22 protein-coding genes are annotated in these 21,743 nt (G+C 45.9%); 5 read left to right on the top strand and 17 right to left on the bottom strand.

All coding sequences use genetic code 11. The features are described from left to right. Nucleotides 1-18: 18 nt before the first annotated feature. The 3 genes from BLHYD_RS05230 to BLHYD_RS05220 are packed head-to-tail and all read left to right on the top strand — an operon-like array spanning nt 19 to nt 2,729. Nucleotides 19-648 (top strand): anthranilate synthase component II, encoded by a 630-nt coding sequence (locus BLHYD_RS05230; RefSeq protein ID WP_021845402.1) that lies wholly within the window; start codon nt 19-21, stop codon nt 646-648. Then, complete coding sequence (gene pabB / locus BLHYD_RS05225) at nt 608-1,969, top strand: aminodeoxychorismate synthase component I (protein WP_005949662.1); 1,362 nt, start codon at nt 608-610, stop codon at nt 1,967-1,969. The genes BLHYD_RS05230 and pabB overlap by 41 nt, the downstream gene beginning before the upstream one ends. 13 nt (nt 1,970-1,982) lie before the next feature. Continuing rightward, entirely contained in the window at nt 1,983-2,729 is a 747-nt protein-coding gene (locus BLHYD_RS05220; RefSeq protein ID WP_005949661.1) for an aminotransferase class IV, read from the top strand. Between the two features lie 146 nt (nt 2,730-2,875). Here the strand turns inward: BLHYD_RS05220 and BLHYD_RS05215 are convergent, their stop codons facing one another. The 10 genes from BLHYD_RS05215 to BLHYD_RS05170 form a co-directional block, all read right to left on the bottom strand. Beyond that, nucleotides 2,876-3,547: an MgtC/SapB family protein gene (locus tag BLHYD_RS05215; protein WP_005949659.1), complete on the bottom strand. Its 672-nt coding sequence runs from the start codon at nt 3,545-3,547 to the stop codon at nt 2,876-2,878. Nucleotides 3,548-3,577: 30 nt separating this feature from the next. Further along, nucleotides 3,578-4,225 (bottom strand): deoxyribose-phosphate aldolase, encoded by a 648-nt coding sequence (gene deoC / locus BLHYD_RS05210; protein WP_005949658.1) that lies wholly within the window; start codon nt 4,223-4,225, stop codon nt 3,578-3,580. A 12-nt stretch (nt 4,226-4,237) separates the two neighbouring features. Further along, nucleotides 4,238-5,431 (bottom strand): phosphopentomutase, encoded by a 1,194-nt coding sequence (locus tag BLHYD_RS05205; RefSeq protein WP_040350707.1) that lies wholly within the window; start codon nt 5,429-5,431, stop codon nt 4,238-4,240. Between the two features lie 170 nt (nt 5,432-5,601). After that, the gene (locus BLHYD_RS05200) at nt 5,602-6,087 is read right to left on the bottom strand and encodes a methylglyoxal synthase (RefSeq protein WP_005949656.1); all 486 of its coding nucleotides are present in this window, start codon (nt 6,085-6,087) and stop codon (nt 5,602-5,604) included. Between the two features lie 161 nt (nt 6,088-6,248). Next, complete coding sequence (locus BLHYD_RS05195) at nt 6,249-7,385, bottom strand: pyridoxal-phosphate-dependent aminotransferase family protein (protein WP_005949655.1); 1,137 nt, start codon at nt 7,383-7,385, stop codon at nt 6,249-6,251. A 12-nt stretch (nt 7,386-7,397) separates the two neighbouring features. After that, nucleotides 7,398-7,937, bottom strand: coding sequence for an ECF transporter S component (locus BLHYD_RS05190; protein ID WP_021845407.1), 540 nt, complete (start codon nt 7,935-7,937; stop codon nt 7,398-7,400). A 118-nt stretch (nt 7,938-8,055) separates the two neighbouring features. Then, nucleotides 8,056-9,420, bottom strand: coding sequence for a phosphodiester glycosidase family protein (locus BLHYD_RS05185; protein WP_005949653.1), 1,365 nt, complete (start codon nt 9,418-9,420; stop codon nt 8,056-8,058). 108 nt (nt 9,421-9,528) lie between these two features. Continuing rightward, entirely contained in the window at nt 9,529-9,894 is a 366-nt protein-coding gene (locus tag BLHYD_RS05180) for a hypothetical protein (protein WP_005949652.1), read from the bottom strand. 13 nt (nt 9,895-9,907) lie between these two features. After that, complete coding sequence (locus BLHYD_RS05175) at nt 9,908-12,019, bottom strand: ABC transporter permease (protein WP_005949651.1); 2,112 nt, start codon at nt 12,017-12,019, stop codon at nt 9,908-9,910. Continuing rightward, a complete protein-coding gene (locus tag BLHYD_RS05170; RefSeq protein WP_021845410.1) occupies nt 12,016-12,765 on the bottom strand; it encodes an ABC transporter ATP-binding protein in 750 nt (249 codons plus the stop codon). The genes BLHYD_RS05175 and BLHYD_RS05170 overlap by 4 nt, the downstream gene beginning before the upstream one ends. A gap of 537 nt (nt 12,766-13,302) precedes the next feature. Here BLHYD_RS05170 and BLHYD_RS05165 point away from each other — a divergent pair. Beyond that, nucleotides 13,303-14,007: a LytR/AlgR family response regulator transcription factor gene (locus BLHYD_RS05165; protein ID WP_021845285.1), complete on the top strand. Its 705-nt coding sequence runs from the start codon at nt 13,303-13,305 to the stop codon at nt 14,005-14,007. Nucleotides 14,008-14,021: 14 nt separating this feature from the next. Continuing rightward, entirely contained in the window at nt 14,022-15,296 is a 1,275-nt protein-coding gene (locus tag BLHYD_RS05160; RefSeq protein WP_005949592.1) for a sensor histidine kinase, read from the top strand. Between the two features lie 11 nt (nt 15,297-15,307). Here BLHYD_RS05160 and BLHYD_RS05155 read toward each other — a convergent pair whose 3' ends face one another. The 7 genes from BLHYD_RS05155 to BLHYD_RS05120 all read right to left on the bottom strand — a co-directional run bounded on the left by BLHYD_RS05155 (nt 15,308) and on the right by BLHYD_RS05120 (nt 21,718). Continuing rightward, a complete protein-coding gene (locus tag BLHYD_RS05155; protein WP_005949590.1) occupies nt 15,308-16,048 on the bottom strand; it encodes a metallophosphoesterase in 741 nt (246 codons plus the stop codon). A 75-nt stretch (nt 16,049-16,123) separates the two neighbouring features. Further along, the gene (locus tag BLHYD_RS05150; protein WP_005949588.1) at nt 16,124-16,972 is read right to left on the bottom strand and encodes an FKBP-type peptidyl-prolyl cis-trans isomerase; all 849 of its coding nucleotides are present in this window, start codon (nt 16,970-16,972) and stop codon (nt 16,124-16,126) included. 49 nt (nt 16,973-17,021) lie between these two features. Next, complete coding sequence (locus BLHYD_RS05145) at nt 17,022-17,372, bottom strand: TIGR04076 family protein (protein WP_005949585.1); 351 nt, start codon at nt 17,370-17,372, stop codon at nt 17,022-17,024. Between the two features lie 633 nt (nt 17,373-18,005). After that, nucleotides 18,006-18,374: a hypothetical protein gene (locus BLHYD_RS05135; protein ID WP_005949581.1), complete on the bottom strand. Its 369-nt coding sequence runs from the start codon at nt 18,372-18,374 to the stop codon at nt 18,006-18,008. Between the two features lie 102 nt (nt 18,375-18,476). Then, nucleotides 18,477-19,439, bottom strand: a complete 963-nt coding sequence (locus BLHYD_RS05130; RefSeq protein ID WP_005949579.1) for an aminopeptidase — start codon at nt 19,437-19,439, stop codon at nt 18,477-18,479. 5 nt (nt 19,440-19,444) lie between these two features. After that, on the bottom strand, nt 19,445-20,554 hold the full coding sequence (locus BLHYD_RS05125; RefSeq protein ID WP_005949577.1) for an aminotransferase class I/II-fold pyridoxal phosphate-dependent enzyme: 1,110 nt from the start codon (nt 20,552-20,554) through the stop codon (nt 19,445-19,447). A gap of 15 nt (nt 20,555-20,569) precedes the next feature. Then, nucleotides 20,570-21,718, bottom strand: coding sequence for a M20 family metallopeptidase (locus BLHYD_RS05120; RefSeq protein ID WP_005949575.1), 1,149 nt, complete (start codon nt 21,716-21,718; stop codon nt 20,570-20,572). Nucleotides 21,719-21,743 lie beyond the last annotated feature (25 nt).

Below are 21,743 nucleotides of genomic sequence, written 5' to 3'. Positions count from 1 at the left end.
CCAAGAAAGGAAAACGTTATGTATGTTATGATTGACAACTACGATTCATTTGTCCACAACCTGGCTGTCTATCTAGAAGAATTAGGGCAGAAAGTCTCCTTAATCAGAAATGACAACGTGGATATCCTCTCCCTGAAACGTCTCTGCCTCCAAGGTGAGCTGGACGGAATCATTTTATCTCCTGGCCCCAAAAGTCCTAGAGACTGTGGGCAGTGCCTAGAGGTTCTGGAACAGATGGCCGGTCTGGTGCCGATTCTGGGAGTCTGCCTCGGACATCAGATCATCGGCTATGCCTGGAAAGCTCAAGTCGTAAAGGGGAAACGCCCCATGCACGGCAAAGTCACCCCTATCCAGACCAGCCAAAAAAGGCTGTTTCAAAAGCTGCCGAAGCAGTTTCAAGTCACGCGATATCACTCTCTGGTCGTCAGTCCAGAATCACTCCCTGACTGCCTGGAGGTAGACGCCAAAAGCGACGACGGAGCAATTATGGCACTTAGCCATCGCTCTCTTCCTGTATACGGAGTGCAGTTTCACCCGGAAGCTGTATTGACGGAATACGGTCACGAACTGTTAAATAATTTTATCACCCTGTGCGAAGAATGGAGGAATGCCCGTGAAAACTTTGGTACAAGAACTGCCGTTTTATAAGAAGACTTCTGATCTGTTTCAACTGTATGCCCAAAATCCACAGGCCATTTTTCTGGACTCTTCCCTGCAAAATGAACTAGGCCGTTACTCTATCATCTGCCTGAATCCTTACCTGACTGTCAAAGAAGAGGACGGCATCTGCTACTGCAACGGTCTCCCCTGCCAGGAAAGCTTTGAGACCGTGATGGAACGTTACCTAAGAGAACATAGGGAAAAGAATCCCACTTCTCTTCCTTTGATTGCCGGAGCCGTCGGCTATCTGACCTATGACTATGGCCGGAAATTTGAACAGATTTCCAGCCGTCATCCCAAAAAGATTCAGATGCCAGAAGCTCAGTTTACTTTTTTTGACAATTATCTGATTGAAGACACTCTGGAAAAAAAGCTTTGGATTACCGCCCACGGAGAACAGAAAAAAGCGGAGACTTCCATCTCGCAGATCGTATCTCAGATTCAAAACTGCCCCGAGATGCCGAGCTGCGGCCGCCATTCCCATGTGGCTCCCTACCATCCGAATTTTCAAAAGGAGGAGTACAAAAGAGCTGTCGACCGAATGATCTCTTACATCACAGAGGGCGATATCTATATCGCCAACATGACACAGCAGCTTCAAGTTCAAAGCTCTCTCTCTCCTTATGAAGCTTTCCGGTACTTGCGCTCCTACAACCCCTCACCCTTCGGCGCTTATCTTAACTATGGAGATTTTCAGATCGTGTGCTCCTCCCCGGAGCGCTTTCTCCAAGTCCGAGATGGTCTCGTAGAAACACGTCCGATAAAAGGCACACGCAAAAGAGGAAGTACACCGGAAGAAGACCAGGCATTACGCAGAGAGCTGGAAAACTCTTCTAAAGATCACAGTGAGCTTTTGATGATCGTAGATCTAGAACGTAACGACCTTAACCACGTCTGCGAACCCGGCAGTGTCAAAGTCACGGAGCACTTTGCCGTGGAGGCATATGCCACAGTCTTTCATCTGGTGTCTACGATTGTGGGAAAACTACGTCCCAACCTTGGACTTATGGATTTAATTCGAGCAGCTTTTCCCGGAGGTTCCATCACTGGAGCCCCTAAAATCCGCGCTATGGAAATCATTGATGAACTGGAAAATGACCGCCGAAACCTCTATACAGGCTCCATCGGCTATCTGTCCTTGGACGGCTCCTGCGACCTGAATATTGTCATCCGTACAGCCCTTCACAAAAATGGTACCTACTATCTAGGTGTCGGTGGCGGCATCACCTGCGAGTCTGACCTGGAATTTGAGTACGAGGAAACACTTCAAAAAGCCAAGGCAGTGCTGGAAGCGCTGTCAGACCGGTAAGGGGGACTTTCACGTGTATACACTAAATTTAGACGACGGATACTCCTTCGGATTAGGTATCTTCGAGACAATTGCCTTAAAAAACCAACGTCCGGTCTTTCCAGAGGAACACTTAAAACGTCTGTTCCACTCTCTCGACAAACTGCATATCGAAAACCCACAAGTTGGAGAACTTTTAACTGCCAATCGGCTTTCACAGGAAGCTGCCCGCTGTCCTTACCCGAAAGGTGTTTTAAAGATCTCTGTCTCAGAGAGAAATCTGCTTTTCTCCTGCCGAGAAAACACTTACACAGAAGACCAGTATCAGAGAGGATTTCATGTCCAGCTAAGCCCCGTGCTCAGAAATGAGACTTCTCCTCTTACATACCACAAAACTCTCAATTATGGAGATAATATTCTCGAAAAACGCAGAGCACACCGAGAGGCCTTTGACGAACCTATTTTTCTGAATACCCAAGGGCAGATCTGTGAAGGGGCAACCACAAATCTTTTCTTTGTCAAAAAAGAAAAACTTTTCACTCCGCAGACTGAATGCGGACTCCTAAACGGTATTCTTCGCGATTATATACTCCGACACTATCCCGTGACGCAGACCGTCATCCGACCGGAACAGGTTTTCGATTATGAAGAGATCTTCCTGACCAATTCCCTTCTAGGAATCATGCCAGTCTCAGTGTGGAACCAAACGCCTCTGTCCGAGCACGCACTCACAGACAAGCTCAGGAAAGAGTATGAAGAATATTTAAATCATCTCATCTAGCTGCCGCGATCCCACAGCCAGCTTCAACTCCCCAATCCCCTCAATTTTTGAGGGCACAGCTCACTTTGCGCACCAAAGTACAATTTTATAACACAAGACAAAAGCCCTACCGTCTTTCCTTCACCGGAAACGGCAGGGCTTTTTCTTTAAATATCAATGGATTCTATTTCCGGTTCCTCCTGCATCAGCCTAAACAAATCTTCCAACCGATACTCTTTCGGAAACGAAACTGCTAACTTAACCCTCAAGCAGCCTTCACTCTCCCGTGTCACATGCACAGAGACAATCTCTATTTTTTTCGCCTGAAAGACTCTGTCCAGAAATCTGGTCAAATCCTGTTCCTGGCCGATTCGGATGACAATCTCCTCCACAGAGGCAGACTTGGCAAACGGAACATTTTTGTGAGAGAGAAGCTGCAACAAAATCACCAATACAGTGGTTACGATTCCCGCCACATACATACCGGCACCCACGGCCAGACCGATTCCCACCGTGGCCCACAGCCCTGCCGCTGTCGTCAGCCCTTTCACATTCTGTTTTCTGGTAAAAATTACACCGGCACCTAGAAAACTGACAGCCGTAATCACACTCGCTCCCACACGGGAAGGGTCTAAATTCACATTTCTTGCGAGAACATCCGAAAATCCATATTTAGACACCACCATCATCAAAGCTGCCGCGAGAGCAACGATGGAGTGAGTTCGAATTCCTGCCATTTTCATTCGATTGTCCCGTTCATAGCCGATGAAAATCCCACAAAATGCTGCCAATAGCAGACGTAATAGATACATTCCCTGTACAATCCAGAATTCTTTCATCTCTATCCTCCTCTCGCACTTTTCTTCTTCCTATTCTTCTAACAAATGAATCAATCGGCTGGTTCCCAGACGGTCCGCCCCTAGACGAAGAAACTCCTGCGCATCGTCCACACTAGAGATTCCACCGGCAGCTTTCACCTTGATATTTGCTCCCACACAACGCCTTAATAAAGCCACGTCTTCAAATGTCGCACCTCCACCTGCAAATCCAGTGGAAGTTTTGATATAATCCGCTCCTGATTCTGTCACCACCTGGCAGAGTTTCATTTTCTCCTCCTCTGTCAGCAGACAGGTCTCGATAATCACCTTCAAAACTTTTCCCTGACTGATTTTGCGAAGTGTCTCAATCTCCTGCTGAACCGCCCCATAGTCTCCTTCCTTTACCATTCCCACGTTGATCACCATATCAATCTCATCCGCACCAGCTTCCAGAACTTCCTTGGCCTCCGCTTCCTTTGCCTGCGTCGTGGTATTCCCATTTGGAAAACCGATCACCGTACAGATTGCCAGATGGTCCCCCACATACTCCTTTGCCCGTCTTACAAAACAAGGCGGAATACACACAGAAGCCGTCTGATATTTTAACCCTTCGTCACAAAGCTTTCGTATCTGTTCCCAGGTCGCAGTCTGTTTCAGCAAAGTGTGGTCCAATCTTTTTAAAATTTCTCTTTTCTCCATGTGTCTTCCCTCTCATTTCAGCTTATTTAGAATTGAAGTTCCAATGGTACCCTCAGGCATTTCCACCTGAAAATTCTCTGCTATCGTCGCTCCTATCACCGCGAAATTCTCACTCTCCGCCAGCTTTTCTCCCCCTCTCATGGAAGGAGACCAGGCTAAAAACGGCACCTTCTCACGGGTATGATCTGTACCAGAATAAGTGGGGTCATTGCCGTGGTCTGCGGTCAGAATCAGAAGGTCATCTTCTCTCAAAACCTGCATCAGCTCCCCTAATTTCACGTCAAAACGTTCCAACTCCCGGGCGTAGCCCACAGGGTCTCTTCGGTGCCCCCAGAGCACATCAAAATCCACCAGATTTACAAAACACAGGCCGTGAAAATCTCTCCCTGCAAGTTCAATGGTCTGATCCATTCCCTGAACTGAGGATTGGGATTTCTGGAATTCTGTAATTCCCTCACCGCTGAAAATATCGTAGATCTTTCCCACAGAAATCACATCATATCCCGCCTCCTTCAAAGTATCCAAGACCGTCTTTCCAAATGGCTTCAAAGCATAGTCATGGCGGTTCGCCGTCCGTCTAAACTCTCCTTTTTTCTTTCCCACATAAGGTCTGGCAATCACTCTGCCTACCTTCCACTCATCTTTCATAGTCAGCTCTCTGGCAATCTCACAGTAACGATACAGGTTTTCCAGACCCATCGTCTCCTCATTTCCGCAGATCTGCATCACAGAATCCGCAGAAGTGTAGACGATCAGATGTCCCGTAGCGATCTCCTCTTCCCCCAGCTCTTCGATGATTTGAGTACCGCTTGCGCTTTTATTTCCAATAATTACCCTTCCCGTCCTTCTAGAAAGCTCCTGAATCAGTTCCGGCGGAAATCCATGCTCTGTAAAGGTTCGAAATGCCTTCTTTGTCCAAAGCCCCATCATCTCCCAGTGTCCAGTCATAGTGTCTTTTCCTCTACTGGCCTCTCTGAGCTTTCCATAGTACCCCAAGGGCTTTTCCACACTCTTTACCTGTCGGATTGGATGCAGATTTGCGAGTCCCAGCTTTTGCAGATTCGGAATCTTAAACTCCTCCACCGACTCAGAGATATGCCCCAGAGTATCCACACCCACATCTCCGAACTGCGGGGAATCCTCCATCGCCCCCACGCCGAAAGAGTCCAGCACAATCGTAAAAATTCGTCTGTAAGCTTTTTTCATAATCATAACCTCTTTCCATTGACCCTTTGCCGCCGAAACCCTTCGGCAGACAATATTTCCGCTGATCTTTGCTTTCATGATACTATATCTGTTTCTTACTTGTAAAGGCAAAGGCTGCCGCGCTGTCCCTGACGGAAACAGCTTGGCAGCCTTTATAAATTCCCGGGTTTTTACTTCATTGCTTCCACCCGATTGGCGATATTTTGTTTGAAATTCAGCACGTTGTGCTGATATTCCTCATCCATGAACTTCGAAGTGACCATGAAGTCCGCTGTAGCCTTGTTGTTGGCTATGGGAATGTCATAGACCTGGGCGATGCGAAGCAGAGCCTTCACATCCGGGTCATGGGGCTGTGCCTCTAATGGGTCTGAAAAAAAGATAACGAAGTCGATGCCGCCCTCCACGATCTTAGCTCCAATCTGTTGGTCACCGCCCAGAGGACCACTGTTATACCCTTTGACTGGAAGTCCAGTATGCTCACTGATCAGTCTAGCTGTCGTCCCCGTCCCACATAGAAAATGCCTCTGAAGAATTTCCTTGTGCTGGGCACACCACTCAATCAGCTCAGATTTCTTTCCGTCGTGAGCGATCAGCGCAATCCTTTTTTGCTTTCCTATTGTGAATGTGATATATTTATTGTCCAAATTTTGTTCCATACTCAATCCTCCTTATTCCCATTCGATTTTTGATGCACTCCCCTGCATCTACTCTCAGTTATACGGGATTTGCATCTCTTTTTCAAGAGATACTATGTAAAAGTTTTATAAATTAGAACAGACAAGATAACTTTATTTAGACAATCTATTCCTTTTCACTCTCATTTAGAAGCGTATTCTCTTTCAAATACCTCCGCCAAGGACGCACTCAAAGGAACCTGAAGGCCTCTCATCGCACAGTCCAGAGCTTCCATGGTCTCCTTGACATTTTCATAGGTGGCATTGGCCCCCATATGTCCGATTCGAATCACTTTTCCCTCCAAAACATCGAAAGAACCTGCAAGCAGGATACCCGAATCCTCCAGCACCTTATTCAAAATCTGTGATGCCGTCACGTCCTTTGGCACGTCAAACACCGAGACCGTATTGGAGTAGCCGCTTTTCAAATGCAGCCCCAGGCCAGACTCTCTCAATGCCTTCCTCACAGCCTTTCCAATTCTCTCATGACGTCTGTAGAGATCTTTATCATTCCGAATATCTTCCATTGCTTGGTGCAGGCCATAAATGTCACTGGATGGCATCGTATACGGGAACCACTGTTTCTCATAATACCCTTCGAAGATTCGCAGATTTGCGTAAAAAGATGCGACCGGAGTCTTTCTTTCTGCCATAGCCTTTTTCGCATCCTCACTGACAGTCACAAAGGTAAGTCCAGGAGGCGCGGAAACTGCTTTTTGTGAACCACCACAGAGAATGTCCACCTGACTTTCTTCGGCATAGACTTCATTGCCGAACATCCCAGCCACAGAGTCCACTACGGTCAAAATTCCATATTTTTTCAGAAGAGGACAGATACTTCGAATATCGTTCAGCATACCGCTGGGAGTATCACAATGCACCACTGTCGCATATTTAAAGTCATGATCCTTCTCCAGATATTCTTCCAGTTCTTTTACATCCAGAGTCTCAAGATAATCTCTAGTATAGAGCACCGGAATACCGCCGTACATACTCACGAAATCCGCGAATCCCTTTCCATAGATTCCATTGTCCAGCACCAATACCCGATCCCCCGGCTCCGTCATGGATGCGCAGGCCGCCTCTAATCCTAAAATTCCTTCTCCGCTTAAAATCAGTGTCTCCTCGCTGGTATGCAAAAGACTGCTGATCAACTCACAGGTTTGCTTATAATAGTCAAAAAATGCTGGGTCCAAATCAGAGTTGGGACATTCCAGACTTCTTGCTTTTCTCACACTTTCTCTCACCTGCGTCGGCCCAGGTGTCATAATCTTGTACATCTAACTTCCTCCTCACATCAGTTTTTTTACAATCAAGTCCAACCTTCCTACAATTGGAAGAACCAACACAGCCGCCACCGCAATCTGCACGAAGTTCCCGGGAATCGAGGAAAGTGGTGCCGCCCAATTGCCGTACAAAAGTACTTCGGCCAAGTAATATCCCACAATCTTAATCACACAGACCACGAGAATTGCCAAAGCTCTCCAACGAAAAGTGCGGTGTCTCTCCGTCATGGCTCCCATCACGTAACCCATAACACCTACAATGACCAGAGTAAATGGTGCCCACATCGTCCAGCCCGACATCAGATCAAACAGCCCCATTCCTATGCCGCCGGCAATCATCCCAGTCTTTCGTCCACAGATCATCGCTGCCAAAAACAATGGTACATTTCCCAAATGAACCAGTCCTCCGTTGGCCGCTATGGGAAGGCGCACATTGATAAACGCCGTAAAAATATAGGTCAACGCTGTGAGCACAGCTGTGACCGTCAAAAAATATACCTGTGATGTCACTTTTTTCTCTGGTGTCCGTTTCAAAGTCTCCTGCATCTTTTTTCCTCCCTTCAAGCCCTCCGCGTGCGGAACCTGAGTTTTCACTCATTATAGCACAATCTGATATTATAAAAATATCCAGTTTTGTACTATTTTATAAGGTCAGATGCGCTTCTCACGAATTTCTTTTGGGAGGCCGTATCATCGCCTCATCCTCATGAATCACAATCTCGTCTCCTTCCGCCCCATCTCCCACATCAATAAAATACAGAATATCCCCGCAGGGTCTCTCTTTCCCATCTGTAAGGGAATTGATGACTCTTCCCTTGAAGACCAAGGTCGTGGAACCACCACCGTCCAGGTTATAGGCGTATTCACAGTCCAGATCCAAAAAAACCTGCTGTAACTCTTCATAAGTCATTCCCTGGGAGCCGCCCACTCCTTTTCCGTCCACAATCACGAGATAATAATCTCCCGGGCTGATCATCCCAACAGCAGTCCTCTGATACCGGTAGGTCTGCTGAAACTGTTCAGAGATCTCAAAAGCTTCCCCATTTTCCACTAAGGTAGGACCAAAGCAATAGGTATCCTTCACGTCTCTTTGTAACATCTCCTGAACTGTCATCCCGGCGGGAGCCGTGAACATTCCTCCTTCTCCGGTCACACACATAATATTTCCATTGGAGTAGACATCCTCATAGACCGTTCGGTCTTTAATCATACTTTTCCCAGGTGCCGGAATCCCACTGCTGTAAGAAAAACCGCTTCCATTGATTCCCAGTACTCCATTGTGGTCTGCCAACTCCTGAGAAACTGTTCTCCTGGGATTTCCATAGGTTCCGCCACACAGAGCAGAACAGAGCTGGTCTGTGCTGAAGGTCTGTACATGGCATATCCAGTAATGCGTATAGTCTGTCTCCACCGGTTCCACCGATATTTTCAAAGTACCAGTCTCATAATTCCAGTCATCATTGACATAATTCCACTCCTTGGAAATCCGTTCAATCACCTGGTCATACTCTGCCCTCTTTTTGGGATAATCCTTGGGTATCTTCCAAAGCTCCTGCTGCACTTTCCGAAAAATCTGACTGTTCTTTCCCGTATCCATAGCTACTGTACCATTCTTTCTATCATAGAGAACCTGGATTTTCTCTTCTATGTTACGCATCCTAAGCAGAGAATCTGCCCTCTCCTTCGCCTCTTTTAGAATCCCATTCGCGTCGGCTATAAGCTCTTCTTCGTCTTCCCGGTATTTCTCCTGAAACTCTTGAATCTCTAAAATTGCCAGATTCGCCGCCGTCCATACGCTCTGCATATCCTCGCACAGCCGTTCGTCTGAACTGGCTTGACGCAGCCGGTCCAAGACCGCCTGCGCCTCCTTTGTCCTTTGCTTTCTCTGATGTTGTAACTCTTCCTCCCGCTTCCTCGCTTCTTCTTTTTGTATTCGTGCTTCTTCTCTTATCTGATACTGATGGTATCCTGTTCCCGCCCCAACAGCCAGAATCGCCACCGCCAGTATCACACAAATTCTTCTCCTCATGCCCTCTCAAATCCTCTTTCCATCCTCTGCCTCCTAAGTCCTGACTCTTCTCCCCAATCATAACACTTGACTGACACCGGCACAAGGAAAGAATATAGCGCTCAATCCTTACTCGCGGTGGACTGCTGGACCGTATTTTACATACAGACGGAAACGTCCGGCGCCAAATTTTCTTATCTTTACAACATCAAAGCATCTCCCATCCTCACAGCTCAATTCTCTTAACTGTCTCTCCAGAATCCTGCATATTTTCCATTTCGAGAGCTCCCCCTCTCCCATATCAGGATAGGCAAAAGCTCTCAGATGACGGTTAGCATTCACAACCTTCGTGATATATTCCAGATATCCACATGGCAAAAGCCCCACAAGATCAAACTCCCCCTCGTCTCTGAACTTTCCAAAGGAAAGCAAAATACCTAAAACATTTTCTGGTAAAATGAAATATTCCTCTTTTCCTCTGATTTTTTCTCCCATACAAGCCGTCCCTCTAAAGAAGACTCAGCTCCTTTTGGACCTTGTGCAGAGAAGCCCGATACATCAGATACTGAAACGCCATCATAATCAAAGTAATCACTGCCAGGACTGGAAGCATCTTAAGCTCCTGCTTCGTGAGCCTGCCATCATTGATCTGACACATTAAAATCTCAAAGGCTAAAATCCCCAGGCCACCCACCAGAGTCGGCAAAAAGTATACCTTCTGAATCTGGCTTCGCAGAATTCTTCTCAGATATCCATGGTCAGCTCCCAGTTTTTCCAAATCTTCAAACACCTGTCTGCTGGAAAGCCCCACACTCTGGCTTCTAGCATAAGCTACCACCACCACTGCGGCCAGGCAGATCACAGACACATAGAGAAAAATCAGCAGATAAACCGCATAAGTCATCAGACCGTTTTTCTCCTTCAGCACTAACAAAGTCGGCTCATACTGCCAATCACTCTCCTTGACAGGATTATCCGCATCATAGATTGCCTCCATGGCATACATGCTGTCCGGTTCACTGGTCTTTGCCTTATATGCATCGTAGTTGCTTCCTACCTTCATGGAATCTGACATTCTCTGGGCAAAAATTTTATACAATTCGTTGTTGAATTCCACCGCCTTCTCAGGCTTGTCACTGTCAAACAGTACCTGCTTTACCCTAGGGTAAGTCATTGTATGAGCTGCGATTTTTTTATAATCTCCATCACTGACCACAAATCTGGCATTAATATCAAAGCCCCAATCCCCATTTAACAAAGACTGATAAATAACATTTCCCTGGTACTCCATAGGCAGATAGCTATCCTCTCGTTCCAAATAGATCTGGTCCATATCGTCGAATCGGTTAAAAACATTTTCGTAGGCATCCTCTGACTGTATCATGTAATAGGTTCCGTCTTCCACCGAAGCCTTCTGTCCCGTCATCTGTTCATACTGGCTGGCACTTATACATTCATACACCGCATGTTTTTTCTCATACTGTTCCAGTAGATTTCCGCTCTCATCCATATGGTCCCGATCTACGCCGCTTCCCAACACCTGTAAAAATTCCGCCTCACGGTAATTTGAAATCTGGACACCATAATCTGCCGCCAGCGCAAAGACCTCGTTTTTGGAAAGTTCCTCCGCGTCTTCCGTGTAACAGTAGGAATACATAGCCTCATAGGCATCCAAGCTCGCATTCATAGAATTCATCTGGGAGGGTGTATAAAAAACCGCAAACATTCCCCCCAGCAGCAAAAGTGTAATCACCAGCATATTGCGAACAATGGAAGCGCCCTGAAATTTTAAAAGACCGTAGCTGACCAGATGCTTATAGTATTTCTGAGGATTTCTACCTTTCTTATGACAGGAGACTGAGTAAACCATAATCCGGTACAGCCCCCACAAAGTCAGAATGTAAAAAAAGTTCGTCCACCCGCCCAGCCAGTGATGAAACACAGACGCAATCACATTCGGCACGACAAAGCCAATGACCACTCCCAGAACCGTAAGCACGATTCCTGTCAGCAAATAGCTAAAGGAGACTTGTCTTTTCAAGGGTTCCTGTTTTCTGTGTTCGTTCAGGATATCCATGATATTACTCCGCTTTAGAAAACGCGCAGTCAAAATCATGATGACTCCAAAAAGCACCGCCGTGTACAAAATCCCGTACAGCCATCCCGTGCCGGTAAACACAAAGAAACTGACCGCCGCACCTTTTGCAATCGCCTCAAACAGCTTTCCGACGAGAAAGGAAACCACTCCTCCTGCTGCCAGTCCCACCACAGAGACAACCAAGGTACATTTTCCCAGTTCAGCAAACAAAGCTTTAGATAGCTTTCCCTTGTCTGTGCCCAATGCCAGGAAAACGCCAATTTCCCTGCTCTTATAGCGCAGAAACAGGTTCGCGGCATAGACCACGAAAATCATACAGCCAACCATGGCTAGACACAGCATCATATAGACCTGTTTTCTAGAGTCTCCTCCGTCTGGGAGAGTCTTCTGCACCAGAGGGCTGTTCAGCATTAGCAGATAGGAGCTTACCAGCATCACAGCGAAGCCGACACAGAAATAAAACTGACGGTACTGTTCCCAGTTTCTTTCACGTAATTTCTTCCATACCTTTGTCAAAGTCATGCCTGATCACCACCATTCATTCTGCCTAAAACTTCCAGCAGCTCTTCCATAAACACTCTCGGCTCCCCTGAATTCACCAGCTCCTGAAAGACCTTCCCATCCTTCATCACAATCACCCGGTCACAATAGCTAGCGGAAAAGCTGTCATGGGTCACCATAAACGTGGTCGCCCCAAGTTTTCTCTTTGCCTCCAAAAATGCTTTGATCACCGCCTCACTAGAACGGCTGTCCAGATTTCCGGTGGGTTCATCCGCCAGAATCAAAAGCGGCTCATTCATCAGCGCCCTCGCCACCGCCGTCCGCTGTTTCTGTCCGCCTGAGATTTCAGCAGGATATTTATCTTTGATCTGTTCAATTCCAAACATGGCTAAAAGCTCTTTGGCTTTTTCCTCCATCTTTCTGTAGGGTTCCTCACGAATCACTTTGGGAATACACACGTTCTCAAAAACGGTCAGCCCGTCCAAAAGCATGAAATCCTGAAACACAAATCCCAGTTTCTCGTTTCTCACCTTCGCAATTTGTCGCTCCTTTAATTTAGACAAATCCTTGCCGTCCAACAAAATCTCCCCTTTGTCATGGGGAATAAAACAAGAAATACAATTTAAAAGAGTGGTCTTGCCGCTCCCTGACGGCCCCATCACTGCCACGAACTCCCCTCTTTTCACCTCAAAACTCACATCCTTCAGCACTTCGTAAGTGACAGTTCCAGTCTGATAGCTTTTATATAGATGATTCACTCTCAGCATCTTTTTTTCTCCCTTCTTACCCTAGGCGGACAAACAGATACGCGGCTACAATCCGTAAACTTGCTGTCCTGCCTTTCAATTAAGTTTATTTTATAAAAAGTTTTCCGTTCTTCCAATCTCACCGGTATGCAAGTTTTGTAGAGTTTTTTGCAAGTTTGGATGCTCCCACTTGGTGCGCCGCCGCAACAACGCTTTACTGTGAAATTCCTTATTGCGGCCTGCGCATCCTTAACGGAGCGTTTATGTTATAGGAAAGACCTTTTACGATTCAGCGTGACAAGGTCTTTCCTATAACAAAATAAATAATTACAATTACGGGGGAATGTGTTAAAATGTAACTATTCAGCCATAACAGCTCGGATTAGCTGCTACACAGCTTATATTGCCGCATATGCGGCTAAATCCTCGCTTATGGCTAAGCGTCATATACCTGATAAGAGCAAAACTCCTCTGCAAGTAAGCTTGCTCCGGATTTTTGCTCTTATCAGTCGCATGGCTGAATAGTTTCTCAGTAATTTAAGAAAGGCCCATAAAGACATGTTGGAACTGATTATTTGTGACGATGAAACCGTCTTTCGAAAAGATCTCAGAAAAACACTGGAGACTGAGCTGGATTTATCTGGAATCTCCTACAAGTCAAAGGAATTCTGCTGTGCGGAAGACATGATAAAAGATCTCTGCGCGTCTAAAGACCGACAGATCTTTTTTCTGGATATTGAAATGGATAAATTAAACGGAATGGATGCTGCCCGCCTGATACGGGCACAAAATCCCTCCGCCGTCATCATATTCGTCACCTCATACACGGATTTTGTATTTCAAGGCTACGAGGTAAAAGCCTTAAACTATATTTTAAAACCTTATAAAAAAGAGAAAATTCTGGAAGTTCTGCACTCCGCCCTAAAGGAATTGGAACTCTCTGACGATACAGGGCTCTACGTGGAGCAGCGCACCGGAGGCATCCGCCTTCCCTTTCGTACAATCCGTTACCTGTTCAGTGAAAAACATTCTGTCCACGTAGTCACCAACACAGATACCGTGACTTTCTACGGAAAACTAAACGAGGTCGAAACCCATCTGCCGAACTGTTTTGTTCGCATCCACAACCGTTACCTCATCAATCTACGCTATCTGAAGGCGATCGAGAAAACTTACGCAATTCTCGGTCAGGACGTTCTCCCTGTCAGCCGTTCCTGTAGACAGGAGTTATCCGTCGCCTACGCCAGATATCTCTTAAATTAAGGAGGAAAATACCAATGCTTTTCTTTACTGCCGCTGGCTTTCTGATTATGGTACTCTACTCCTATTGCCTTTATCTTTTGCTGAGCCAGCTGCTGGAATTTCGCCCTTCCCGCTGGGCCAGATTTTTGGCTCTGTTTATTTTGATCGGAATCGCCAACGCGATCATTTATCCTAGGGAGCTCACTGGATGTTTGATCTGCCTGGCTGGCTTTCTGCTTATGATCCTAGCCTGCTGTACCGGTGATTTAGCTGTCAGATTTTCCGCCGTCCTGATCTTTTATCCAATCATGGTATCTATCAACTATCTCACGGAAGATTTGGGCTTCACAATCTGGCTGCACCTGTTTCAGGAAAACATGACTCCTCTGTCCGAGAATCTGCTCTCGATGTCGATGGTCGCGCTGCGGATTCCTTTTTGGTATCTCCTGTATCGCTTTACCGCCGAATGGCTTCGGCAAATCCCTCAGAATTTCACCCGCCGGATGTGGGTGATTCTGGATATTGTATGCCTGTCCTCTTTTACAGGCATTCTCACAACAATCTACCACGGAGATATGTTTACCTCCTACCAGACCTATCCTGCCTGTATAGCCTGCATCATCACCAGCCTAGGCATCTGCCGACTCGGCGCGCTGCTCTCAAAAAATCTGAGAGCACAGATGGAAATCCAGGCACTCAAATATCAACAGGTCTACTATGAAGAACTAGAAAACAACCAGGAACAAATTCGCAAGCTGCGCCACGACATGAAAAACCATCTGAATGTCCTAAGCCTCCTACTGAAAGAACAAAAAGACGAAGACGCCAGAGAATATCTAAAGAGCCTGTCTGGAGAATTCTCCGCCAATCTTCGCCTTTTCTGTAAAAATCCCACATTAAACGCAGTCCTGAATGCCAAATACCTTCTGGCCTGCCAAAGACAAATTAACTGTCAGATTCAGACAGACATCGAACAACTCGGTGGCTTAGACCCTGTGGTTTTGTGTTCCTTATTTGCCAACACACTGGATAATTCCATCGAAGCCTGTGAACAGATTCCATACTCCTCCCAGCGCCGTATCCAGCTAAAAGCCCGCTGTGTAAACGGATTTCTCAGCTGTGAAATTCGAAACTCCAAATGCAATGAGATTGTCCAAAAAAACGGCAAATTCCTTACCGGCAAACCAGATGCAGTTTCCCACGGTTACGGACTTCAAAACGTTCAGGACATGGTTCGGCGCTGCAAGGGTACCGTCAAGATCAGTTACACCGATCAAGAATTCATCGTCACCGTACTGCTGCCAGTCTGAGGAGCTCTTTTTCACGGTAAAATAAGCGCCGGGTGAAAATTCAGAAAATCCCCCGATACCAGTATATAGCGGACTCCCTGAAATTCCCCGCGGATACTGTCGGCAAACCGCTGCTCCCCATGACAATGGGAATACACAACGGCAGAGGCACCATATTCCCTCGCGATCTCTGTAAAAGGTGAGGTTTCTTCCAATATATTGGTGGGAGGGTAGTGCAAAAACATGACGAACTTCCGGTATCCTGCTTCTTTGGCTTGCCAAAAAGATTCCCGAAGACGCATCATCTCCCTGGAAACGAGTTTTTTCGCCTGCTCTTCCTGCCTGAGATCCCAGCCGGTTATATTTCCCCGGCCATCCAAATAAAACGGCCCCTCAAATGTAAAGCCTTTCGTTCCCACCAGTGCATAATCTTGATAGGCTACAAAATTATTCTGAAGAAAAAACAGCCGCCCGTCGAACTTTTCGTTCAGACTCTTCGTCTTCTTGGCATCCCAGAACATATCATGATTGCCACGCAGCAGAATTTTTCGCCCGGGCAGTCTCTCAATGAAATCCAAATCTTCCCTGCATTCTTCCAGCTTTCTGCCCCATGAATGGTCCCCGGTCAGCACAAGAGTGTCCTCCGGAGACACGATCTGGCTTACGTATTTTTCTATTTTACGTTCATGGTGTTTCCATACTTTTCCAAAAACCTCCATCGGCTTCCTCACTTGAAACCCCAGATGAAGATCTCCTAACGCGTACAGTGCCATTCTCTGCCTTCCTCCGAACTTTGCCTAATACGCCCCCTCCATTCCTGTTCAGGGGACTGCAATACCATCAGCTCCTTATTTCACCTCAACCAATTCAATCTGAAAATTCAATTCTTTGCCCGCCATCTCATGGTTAGCGTCAAAGGTGATCGTCGACGCATCTTTTGCTGTCACCTTGACGGGGAAGGGCTGGCCATTTTGATTGGACAGATAGGCCTGCTGACCAACTTCTAGCTTCTCCGCTCCCGGAAGATTCGCAATCTCAACGGTAAAGACGGCATTGGGGTCTGGCATCCCATAAGCCTCCTCCGGCATTAAATGCACGTTCACAGTCTGTCCCACTTCCATATCCGCTACGGCCGCGTCAAAGCCTCTAATCATCTGGCCTGCGCCGCAGACGAACTCCAGTGGCTCTCCCCTGTCATAGGAGGAATCAAACTGCGTCCCGTCATTGAATGTCCCTCTATAGTGGGTACGGCACGTTTTTCCTACGTTGCGTCCAGTCAGAGCAGTTCCAGAGCCACAGCCGCCTCCGCAGCTATCTGAACAGGAATGCCCCTCTCCATGGTGGCCGCAGCTATGACCTTCTTCATGGTGATGGTCACAGTTTGCCCCGGTAGACACCAGCTCTCCCCTCAGATAAGCTTCCACGGCCTTGTCTGTATCTCCTGAAGCTCCAGCGCATAGCTCAACACCTGCTTCCTGGAGTGCAGCCTGGGCCCCTCCTCCGATGCCTCCACAGATCAGCACGTCCACAGACTGCCCCGACAAAAGCCCTGCCAACGCACCATGTCCGACGCCATTAGAGGCAATCACTTCACTGGATACCACTTTGCTGTCTTCCACCTCATAGACTTTAAAAAACTCCGTTCTTCCAAAATGCTGAAATACATTTCCATTGTCATAAGTCACTGCTATTTTCATTTTTCAGTCCTCTGCTTTCTTTTATATTTTAATTATCACCTTTTCTACGTTATCTAGTAGAAACAGGTTCATCGTTTATCTGAGCTTCCTCTTGCGTTGCCTCCAACTTAAAGATCACTGGGCGAAGTCCATCGTTGCAGCTACAGATCGCAACCCCCGGCTTGCGAATCCAGTCTCCATAATAAAACAACTCGTTTCCCGCGCCATGTGCCAAGGCAAACACATACTGATAGATCGCCTTCCATGCCTCGTCACACAGACCTTCTGGTTTCGCGTAGTCCGCGAAAAATACCTGACCCTCTCTCATCATCGGACAGGCAGTTAATCCCTCCACTCCATACTCTGCTGCCAGCTCCTTGTCCAAAGTCGTCTTCAATACTGTAATTTTCACTTTCTTCATCTTGAAATCCCCTAACTATAAAAAAAATCCTGCCCCGCAGGATTCTCCGCCTGCGGCGGGTTGCGTCAGTAACATTTTCGTCTCCGCCGCAGTGCGATCCTACGGAGTATTTGTGTTATAGGAAAAACATTCACGTTTCACTGTGATAATGTATTCCCTATAACACAATCAATCCCCTCAGCAAACGAGGGTAGTTTTATTATAGCATACAGTTTCTCCGTTTCCTACTCTGGATTTTTCCATTTTCCATATGTCCTCTTTCGCTAATACATAAAAAAAAACATGCCAAAAGCTTTTCTCTGACATCTTAAATATATCACATAAAAACTCCCCAGCAGTTAAGACTGGGGCATTGCTATCACAAAACAAACTCACTTTTCCTGATGCAGTTCTCACATCCATCCTCGCCAGCCCGGTATAAGTAAGAAGCAGGAACGTACCTGTATCAGGCCCATAAAAACCGTCGTAACCACCGATCAGAAAAGCGGCCGCTGTTACAATAAGATATTTTTTCCTTTTAGATATTTCTGATTTCTTCGCGTCCGTTTTTTTGTGTGCCCAGTTTATAGTCCACATACTTATTACTCATTCAGATTTTCGTATTGTAAAAATGGGACATATCAGCTTTCTTTTCTATATTAACTGCATGTATTTGTTAAGCGACATTCCTATATCTCTTCGAAATACTTCATTAATATAATGCCGACTGTACTCCATTCTGCCGGCCAATTCCGACACTGTGACGTTGCCTAAACAAGCCTTCACGTCTCTTACCATATTTCTCGTAAGTCTATCTGCATGGTTTTTTCCAAATATCCAATCCTGCTCCAAAAAATTATTGCTTATCAGCCTTCCTATGTCTCCTAAAAAGACTTCTGAAATTGATAGTATCATCTCTTGCTGCTGATTGATAATCTCATAGAATTTGTGAAACAATTCGTGTTCTGGCTTAAATTCACAATAGGTAGTATGACTGTTTTTACAAAATGTTTTAAACTCCATACTTTTCTAACCTCCAAAAGGGAATCGTGAGCCATTCCCACAATTCCCTCTTCCTCCATTCAGCCATCTGCAAAATCCACTGATTCACGCCCTGCTTAGAAATCATTCACACAGAACCCCATCCTTATACACATAGTGGCTATCCACAATGCAAGTAGGTTTCTTCATAATCAAGTCAATGTGTATCGGTGTATTGCAGTTTCCTCCGTAGGACAGATTATTCCCAATACCAATGTGCATAGTTCCAAATACACCCTCGTCTTCCAGCATTCTCCCGCTCAAGGATGCAGCAGGGTTCAATCCGAAGCCGACTTCCGCCGCTAGATATACCCTGGGATCCTGAAAAGCTTCCAAAGATTTTCTCAAGATGTCCGCTTCCTCTCCGCCCTCAATTTTTCGGAGATACCCGTCCTCAACTTCAATTCGGATCGGTTCTTTGATAATTCCAAGTCCCGGCAGAGGGATGCTTCCATCAATCACTAGAACCCCTCTTGCAGTATCTTCCACTGGCCCGACTGCACACTCAGCATCTGGTGGGGAAGACGCCTCCCCTTTATGAATCGACGTGCCGTATCCAACATCCGCATGCCGGCCTTCAATGGATGTCCAGAAGTCTGTACCGGCAGGCGTTGTAATCCTCAGTTCTTTTCCTACAATTTTCTTCGCTGTGCGGTCTACAAGTTTGCGGATTTCCTCCCAATCTGTAAATAAGCACCCTTTTTTCAGCATATCCAAACTATAGTCCGCCATGTTTATAAAACGGGCTCCTTTTTCACAGGCTTTGATTCTCGCGTCTGTGTTGTACAATGAGAAAGTCGTCGCTGAAAATATCACATCTGCCTGGGCCATAGCCGCCGCCACACAATCTGTCGGAGCTTCCCCATGGGTAGTACGATCTTTTGTACATATTAAAGTGGCATCCGTATATTCAACCGCACACTGATACATCGCCTCTCCAATCTGTCTGCTAGTCTCATCTGTTACCACCAGTACCTTCTCATTCTCCTTCACCGCCCCACATGTGTGCAGTAATATTTTGCAGCCTTCCAAAATCTCTTTTCCCATACACGTTACCTCCTGAAATAATTTTTTATCGTATCTATGACATACTGCATCTGTTCCTTCCCATACCTCTGGTCGCAAGACAACATCAGATTGTGATCGGACAGATACTGTGCCGCCTCACCAGGACGATAGTACTCCGTGGGTAAAATCCATTGGATTTCACCTATAATTCCTCTCTCTGCCAGATACCAATAAAATTCATCTCTGTTTTCAACCAGAACCACAAATCCAAATGGTACATAGTTCCCTTTTTGATCAATCTGTGCAACTGGCAGCTCAACTTCCTCTATTCCTTTCAAGCCTTCATATAAAGCGTGATAATTTTCCCGCCGTTTTTGAATTGACTTAAGGTGATCATATTGAAAGAGAATTCTTCTCGTCGCTTCTGTCATCTTCCTCGGGGTAAAGTCCAAATACCGTGCTGCATTTGCCTCTTTTTCCAATTTTATATAAGCTGCAATATCTGCATCCTTGTCCTTCTCCACCTGATCTCTGGCCAGGGAAATTAAGAGCTGTCGATAAACTGCTTCATCATATCCCTCTTCCAATGTCTTTTTTTCCAACGGCACGCCATTTCTAACCGCCAGCAGACCTCCATCCGTGACAGGCAACCATTTTCTCGTACTGGCAACTAGATAATCCCCAAAGCCAATTCTACCATCTTCCATTGTGTATAACGTTTGAGTGAGATCTTCTATAATCCATAAATCAAATTCCATCTTTGTTTTTTGAATGAATTCAACTACTTTTCTCGGCTGAGGCATCCCAAAATAATGAATCACATACAAAACTTTGACTTTTTCATCCAATTTCTCTTTTAGATCTTCCAAATCAATCGTTAAATCCCTATTGATATGATAAAACCGAAATTCTGCTTCCGTTACTTCCAGGGAGTTTAACACAGAGATACACAAATAGTCTGGAACTAAAATAATAGCACCTTTCTCTAACTTTATTCCGTTTTGTAAAGCATATACTGTCGCAGTTCGCCCATTATTCGTATATACCTTACGATCATAGTTTTGATTCCGATCACAGCGTAACGGGAACATTTTACTCTGAGGCTCGCTTTTTATCAGCTCCATATCTATGTGATAAAATCCTCCAATTAACATATCTTTTCGCCCTTTCTATTTCAGCACTTCCAGACAAGTCAACGCATAAATTTCACAAGCTTCTTTTACTTCATCCAGCAGTACATATTCATTCGGCATATGAGCCAGAAGGCCAGTCCCCGGTCCATATATTACTGTCGGAATATGACTGTAGTTGGTCAGAAAATCAGCATCATCATGTTGTGGTGTTCCACATAACGGACAATTTCTTCCTGTCGCTTCATGAGCTTTTATCACTGCTTTGACAATCTCTGCCTCCTCATCCACGATAGATGGGTTTGAATCATAGGTAAGCTCTGCTGTAGCTTGGAATGTTTCATCCTCTGCTTTTAATTTCTCTATAATCTCATTTACCTGTTGCAAGAACTGTGCCCCGGTCTCTCCCGGAACTGTAAATCTGGAAACTTTCATCTCACAGCGGTCCGGTACAACGCTAGACCGCTCACCGCCACTGATAACACCTGGATTAATGGAACCGCTGCCCGCATATTTGTTTACTCCTGGCACGATCTTTTGCAGCTCTTGATATATTTTACACATGCTGCCAATTGCATTTACTCCTTTAAATGGAGTTGCTCCATGAGCTCCCACACCGTAAGTAGTAATTTTTATTTCCAGCATTCCTTCACAAACCAGACAAACCTTCAAATCCGTATCTTCCCCATTGATGCACATATCTGCTTTAAATCCATCCTGAAGCATTTTCAGGGTACCCTTGCGGCTGATGTCCTGCACTTCCTCATCCACCGGATACATCAAGGCAATTTCTCCGGCAAAATCAATGCCTGCGTCTATCATCGACTTTGCGGCAATAATAGACGCCGCAATGGCTGCTTTACAGTCTGTGCTCCCCCTCCCATATAATTTTCCATCCTCAATTTCTGCACAGAAGGGATCTCTGCTCCAGCCATCTCCCACTGGTACCGTGTCCAAATGACTATTAAAAGCAATTCTCTTCCCTGGTCTTTTTCCTTTCACCAGAGCTAAAACGTTTCCATGCCTGTCAATTTCACTCTCAAATCCTAAATTTTTACAGTATTGATCTATGAATTTTGCTAACTCTTTTTCATTACCGCTGACACTCGGTATTTTCACTAAATCCGCTAACAACTGAATCATTTGACCTTCATTGTTTTTTACGCTCTCCAGCAATCTTTCCTTCATCTTTAAATACCTCTCTGTTCTTATA

Source organism: Blautia hydrogenotrophica DSM 10507 (assembly GCF_034356035.1).
GTDB classification, from domain to species: domain Bacteria; phylum Bacillota; class Clostridia; order Lachnospirales; family Lachnospiraceae; genus Blautia_A; species Blautia_A hydrogenotrophica.
Note: the sequence above shows the minus strand (reverse complement) of the source record. Positions and strands in the feature narration are given on the sequence as shown.

Coding starts and splice junctions, on each gene's coding strand:
- BLHYD_RS05205 (WP_040350707.1), bottom strand. CDS start 5,431: ATGAAAAAAGCTTACAGACGAATTTTTACGATTGTGCTGGACTCTTTC.
- BLHYD_RS05150 (WP_005949588.1), bottom strand. CDS start 16,972: ATGAAAATAGCAGTGACTTATGACAATGGAAATGTATTTCAGCATTTT.
- BLHYD_RS05155 (WP_005949590.1), bottom strand. CDS start 16,048: ATGGCACTGTACGCGTTAGGAGATCTTCATCTGGGGTTTCAAGTGAGG.
- deoC (WP_005949658.1), bottom strand. CDS start 4,225: ATGGAGAAAAGAGAAATTTTAAAAAGATTGGACCACACTTTGCTGAAA.
- BLHYD_RS05125 (WP_005949577.1), bottom strand. CDS start 20,554: ATGTTAATTGGAGGATTTTATCACATAGATATGGAGCTGATAAAAAGC.
- BLHYD_RS05180 (WP_005949652.1), bottom strand. CDS start 9,894: ATGGGAGAAAAAATCAGAGGAAAAGAGGAATATTTCATTTTACCAGAA.
- BLHYD_RS05135 (WP_005949581.1), bottom strand. CDS start 18,374: ATGGAGTTTAAAACATTTTGTAAAAACAGTCATACTACCTATTGTGAA.
- BLHYD_RS05230 (WP_021845402.1), top strand. CDS start 19: ATGTATGTTATGATTGACAACTACGATTCATTTGTCCACAACCTGGCT.
- BLHYD_RS05195 (WP_005949655.1), bottom strand. CDS start 7,385: ATGTACAAGATTATGACACCTGGGCCGACGCAGGTGAGAGAAAGTGTG.
- BLHYD_RS05120 (WP_005949575.1), bottom strand. CDS start 21,718: ATGAAGGAAAGATTGCTGGAGAGCGTAAAAAACAATGAAGGTCAAATG.
- BLHYD_RS05145 (WP_005949585.1), bottom strand. CDS start 17,372: ATGAAGAAAGTGAAAATTACAGTATTGAAGACGACTTTGGACAAGGAG.
- BLHYD_RS05185 (WP_005949653.1), bottom strand. CDS start 9,420: ATGAGGAGAAGAATTTGTGTGATACTGGCGGTGGCGATTCTGGCTGTT.
- pabB (WP_005949662.1), top strand. CDS start 608: ATGCCCGTGAAAACTTTGGTACAAGAACTGCCGTTTTATAAGAAGACT.
- BLHYD_RS05165 (WP_021845285.1), top strand. CDS start 13,303: ATGTTGGAACTGATTATTTGTGACGATGAAACCGTCTTTCGAAAAGAT.
- BLHYD_RS05190 (WP_021845407.1), bottom strand. CDS start 7,937: ATGCAGGAGACTTTGAAACGGACACCAGAGAAAAAAGTGACATCACAG.
- BLHYD_RS05175 (WP_005949651.1), bottom strand. CDS start 12,019: ATGACTTTGACAAAGGTATGGAAGAAATTACGTGAAAGAAACTGGGAA.
- BLHYD_RS05130 (WP_005949579.1), bottom strand. CDS start 19,439: ATGGGAAAAGAGATTTTGGAAGGCTGCAAAATATTACTGCACACATGT.
- BLHYD_RS05160 (WP_005949592.1), top strand. CDS start 14,022: ATGCTTTTCTTTACTGCCGCTGGCTTTCTGATTATGGTACTCTACTCC.
- BLHYD_RS05170 (WP_021845410.1), bottom strand. CDS start 12,765: ATGCTGAGAGTGAATCATCTATATAAAAGCTATCAGACTGGAACTGTC.
- BLHYD_RS05215 (WP_005949659.1), bottom strand. CDS start 3,547: ATGAAAGAATTCTGGATTGTACAGGGAATGTATCTATTACGTCTGCTA.
- BLHYD_RS05200 (WP_005949656.1), bottom strand. CDS start 6,087: ATGGAACAAAATTTGGACAATAAATATATCACATTCACAATAGGAAAG.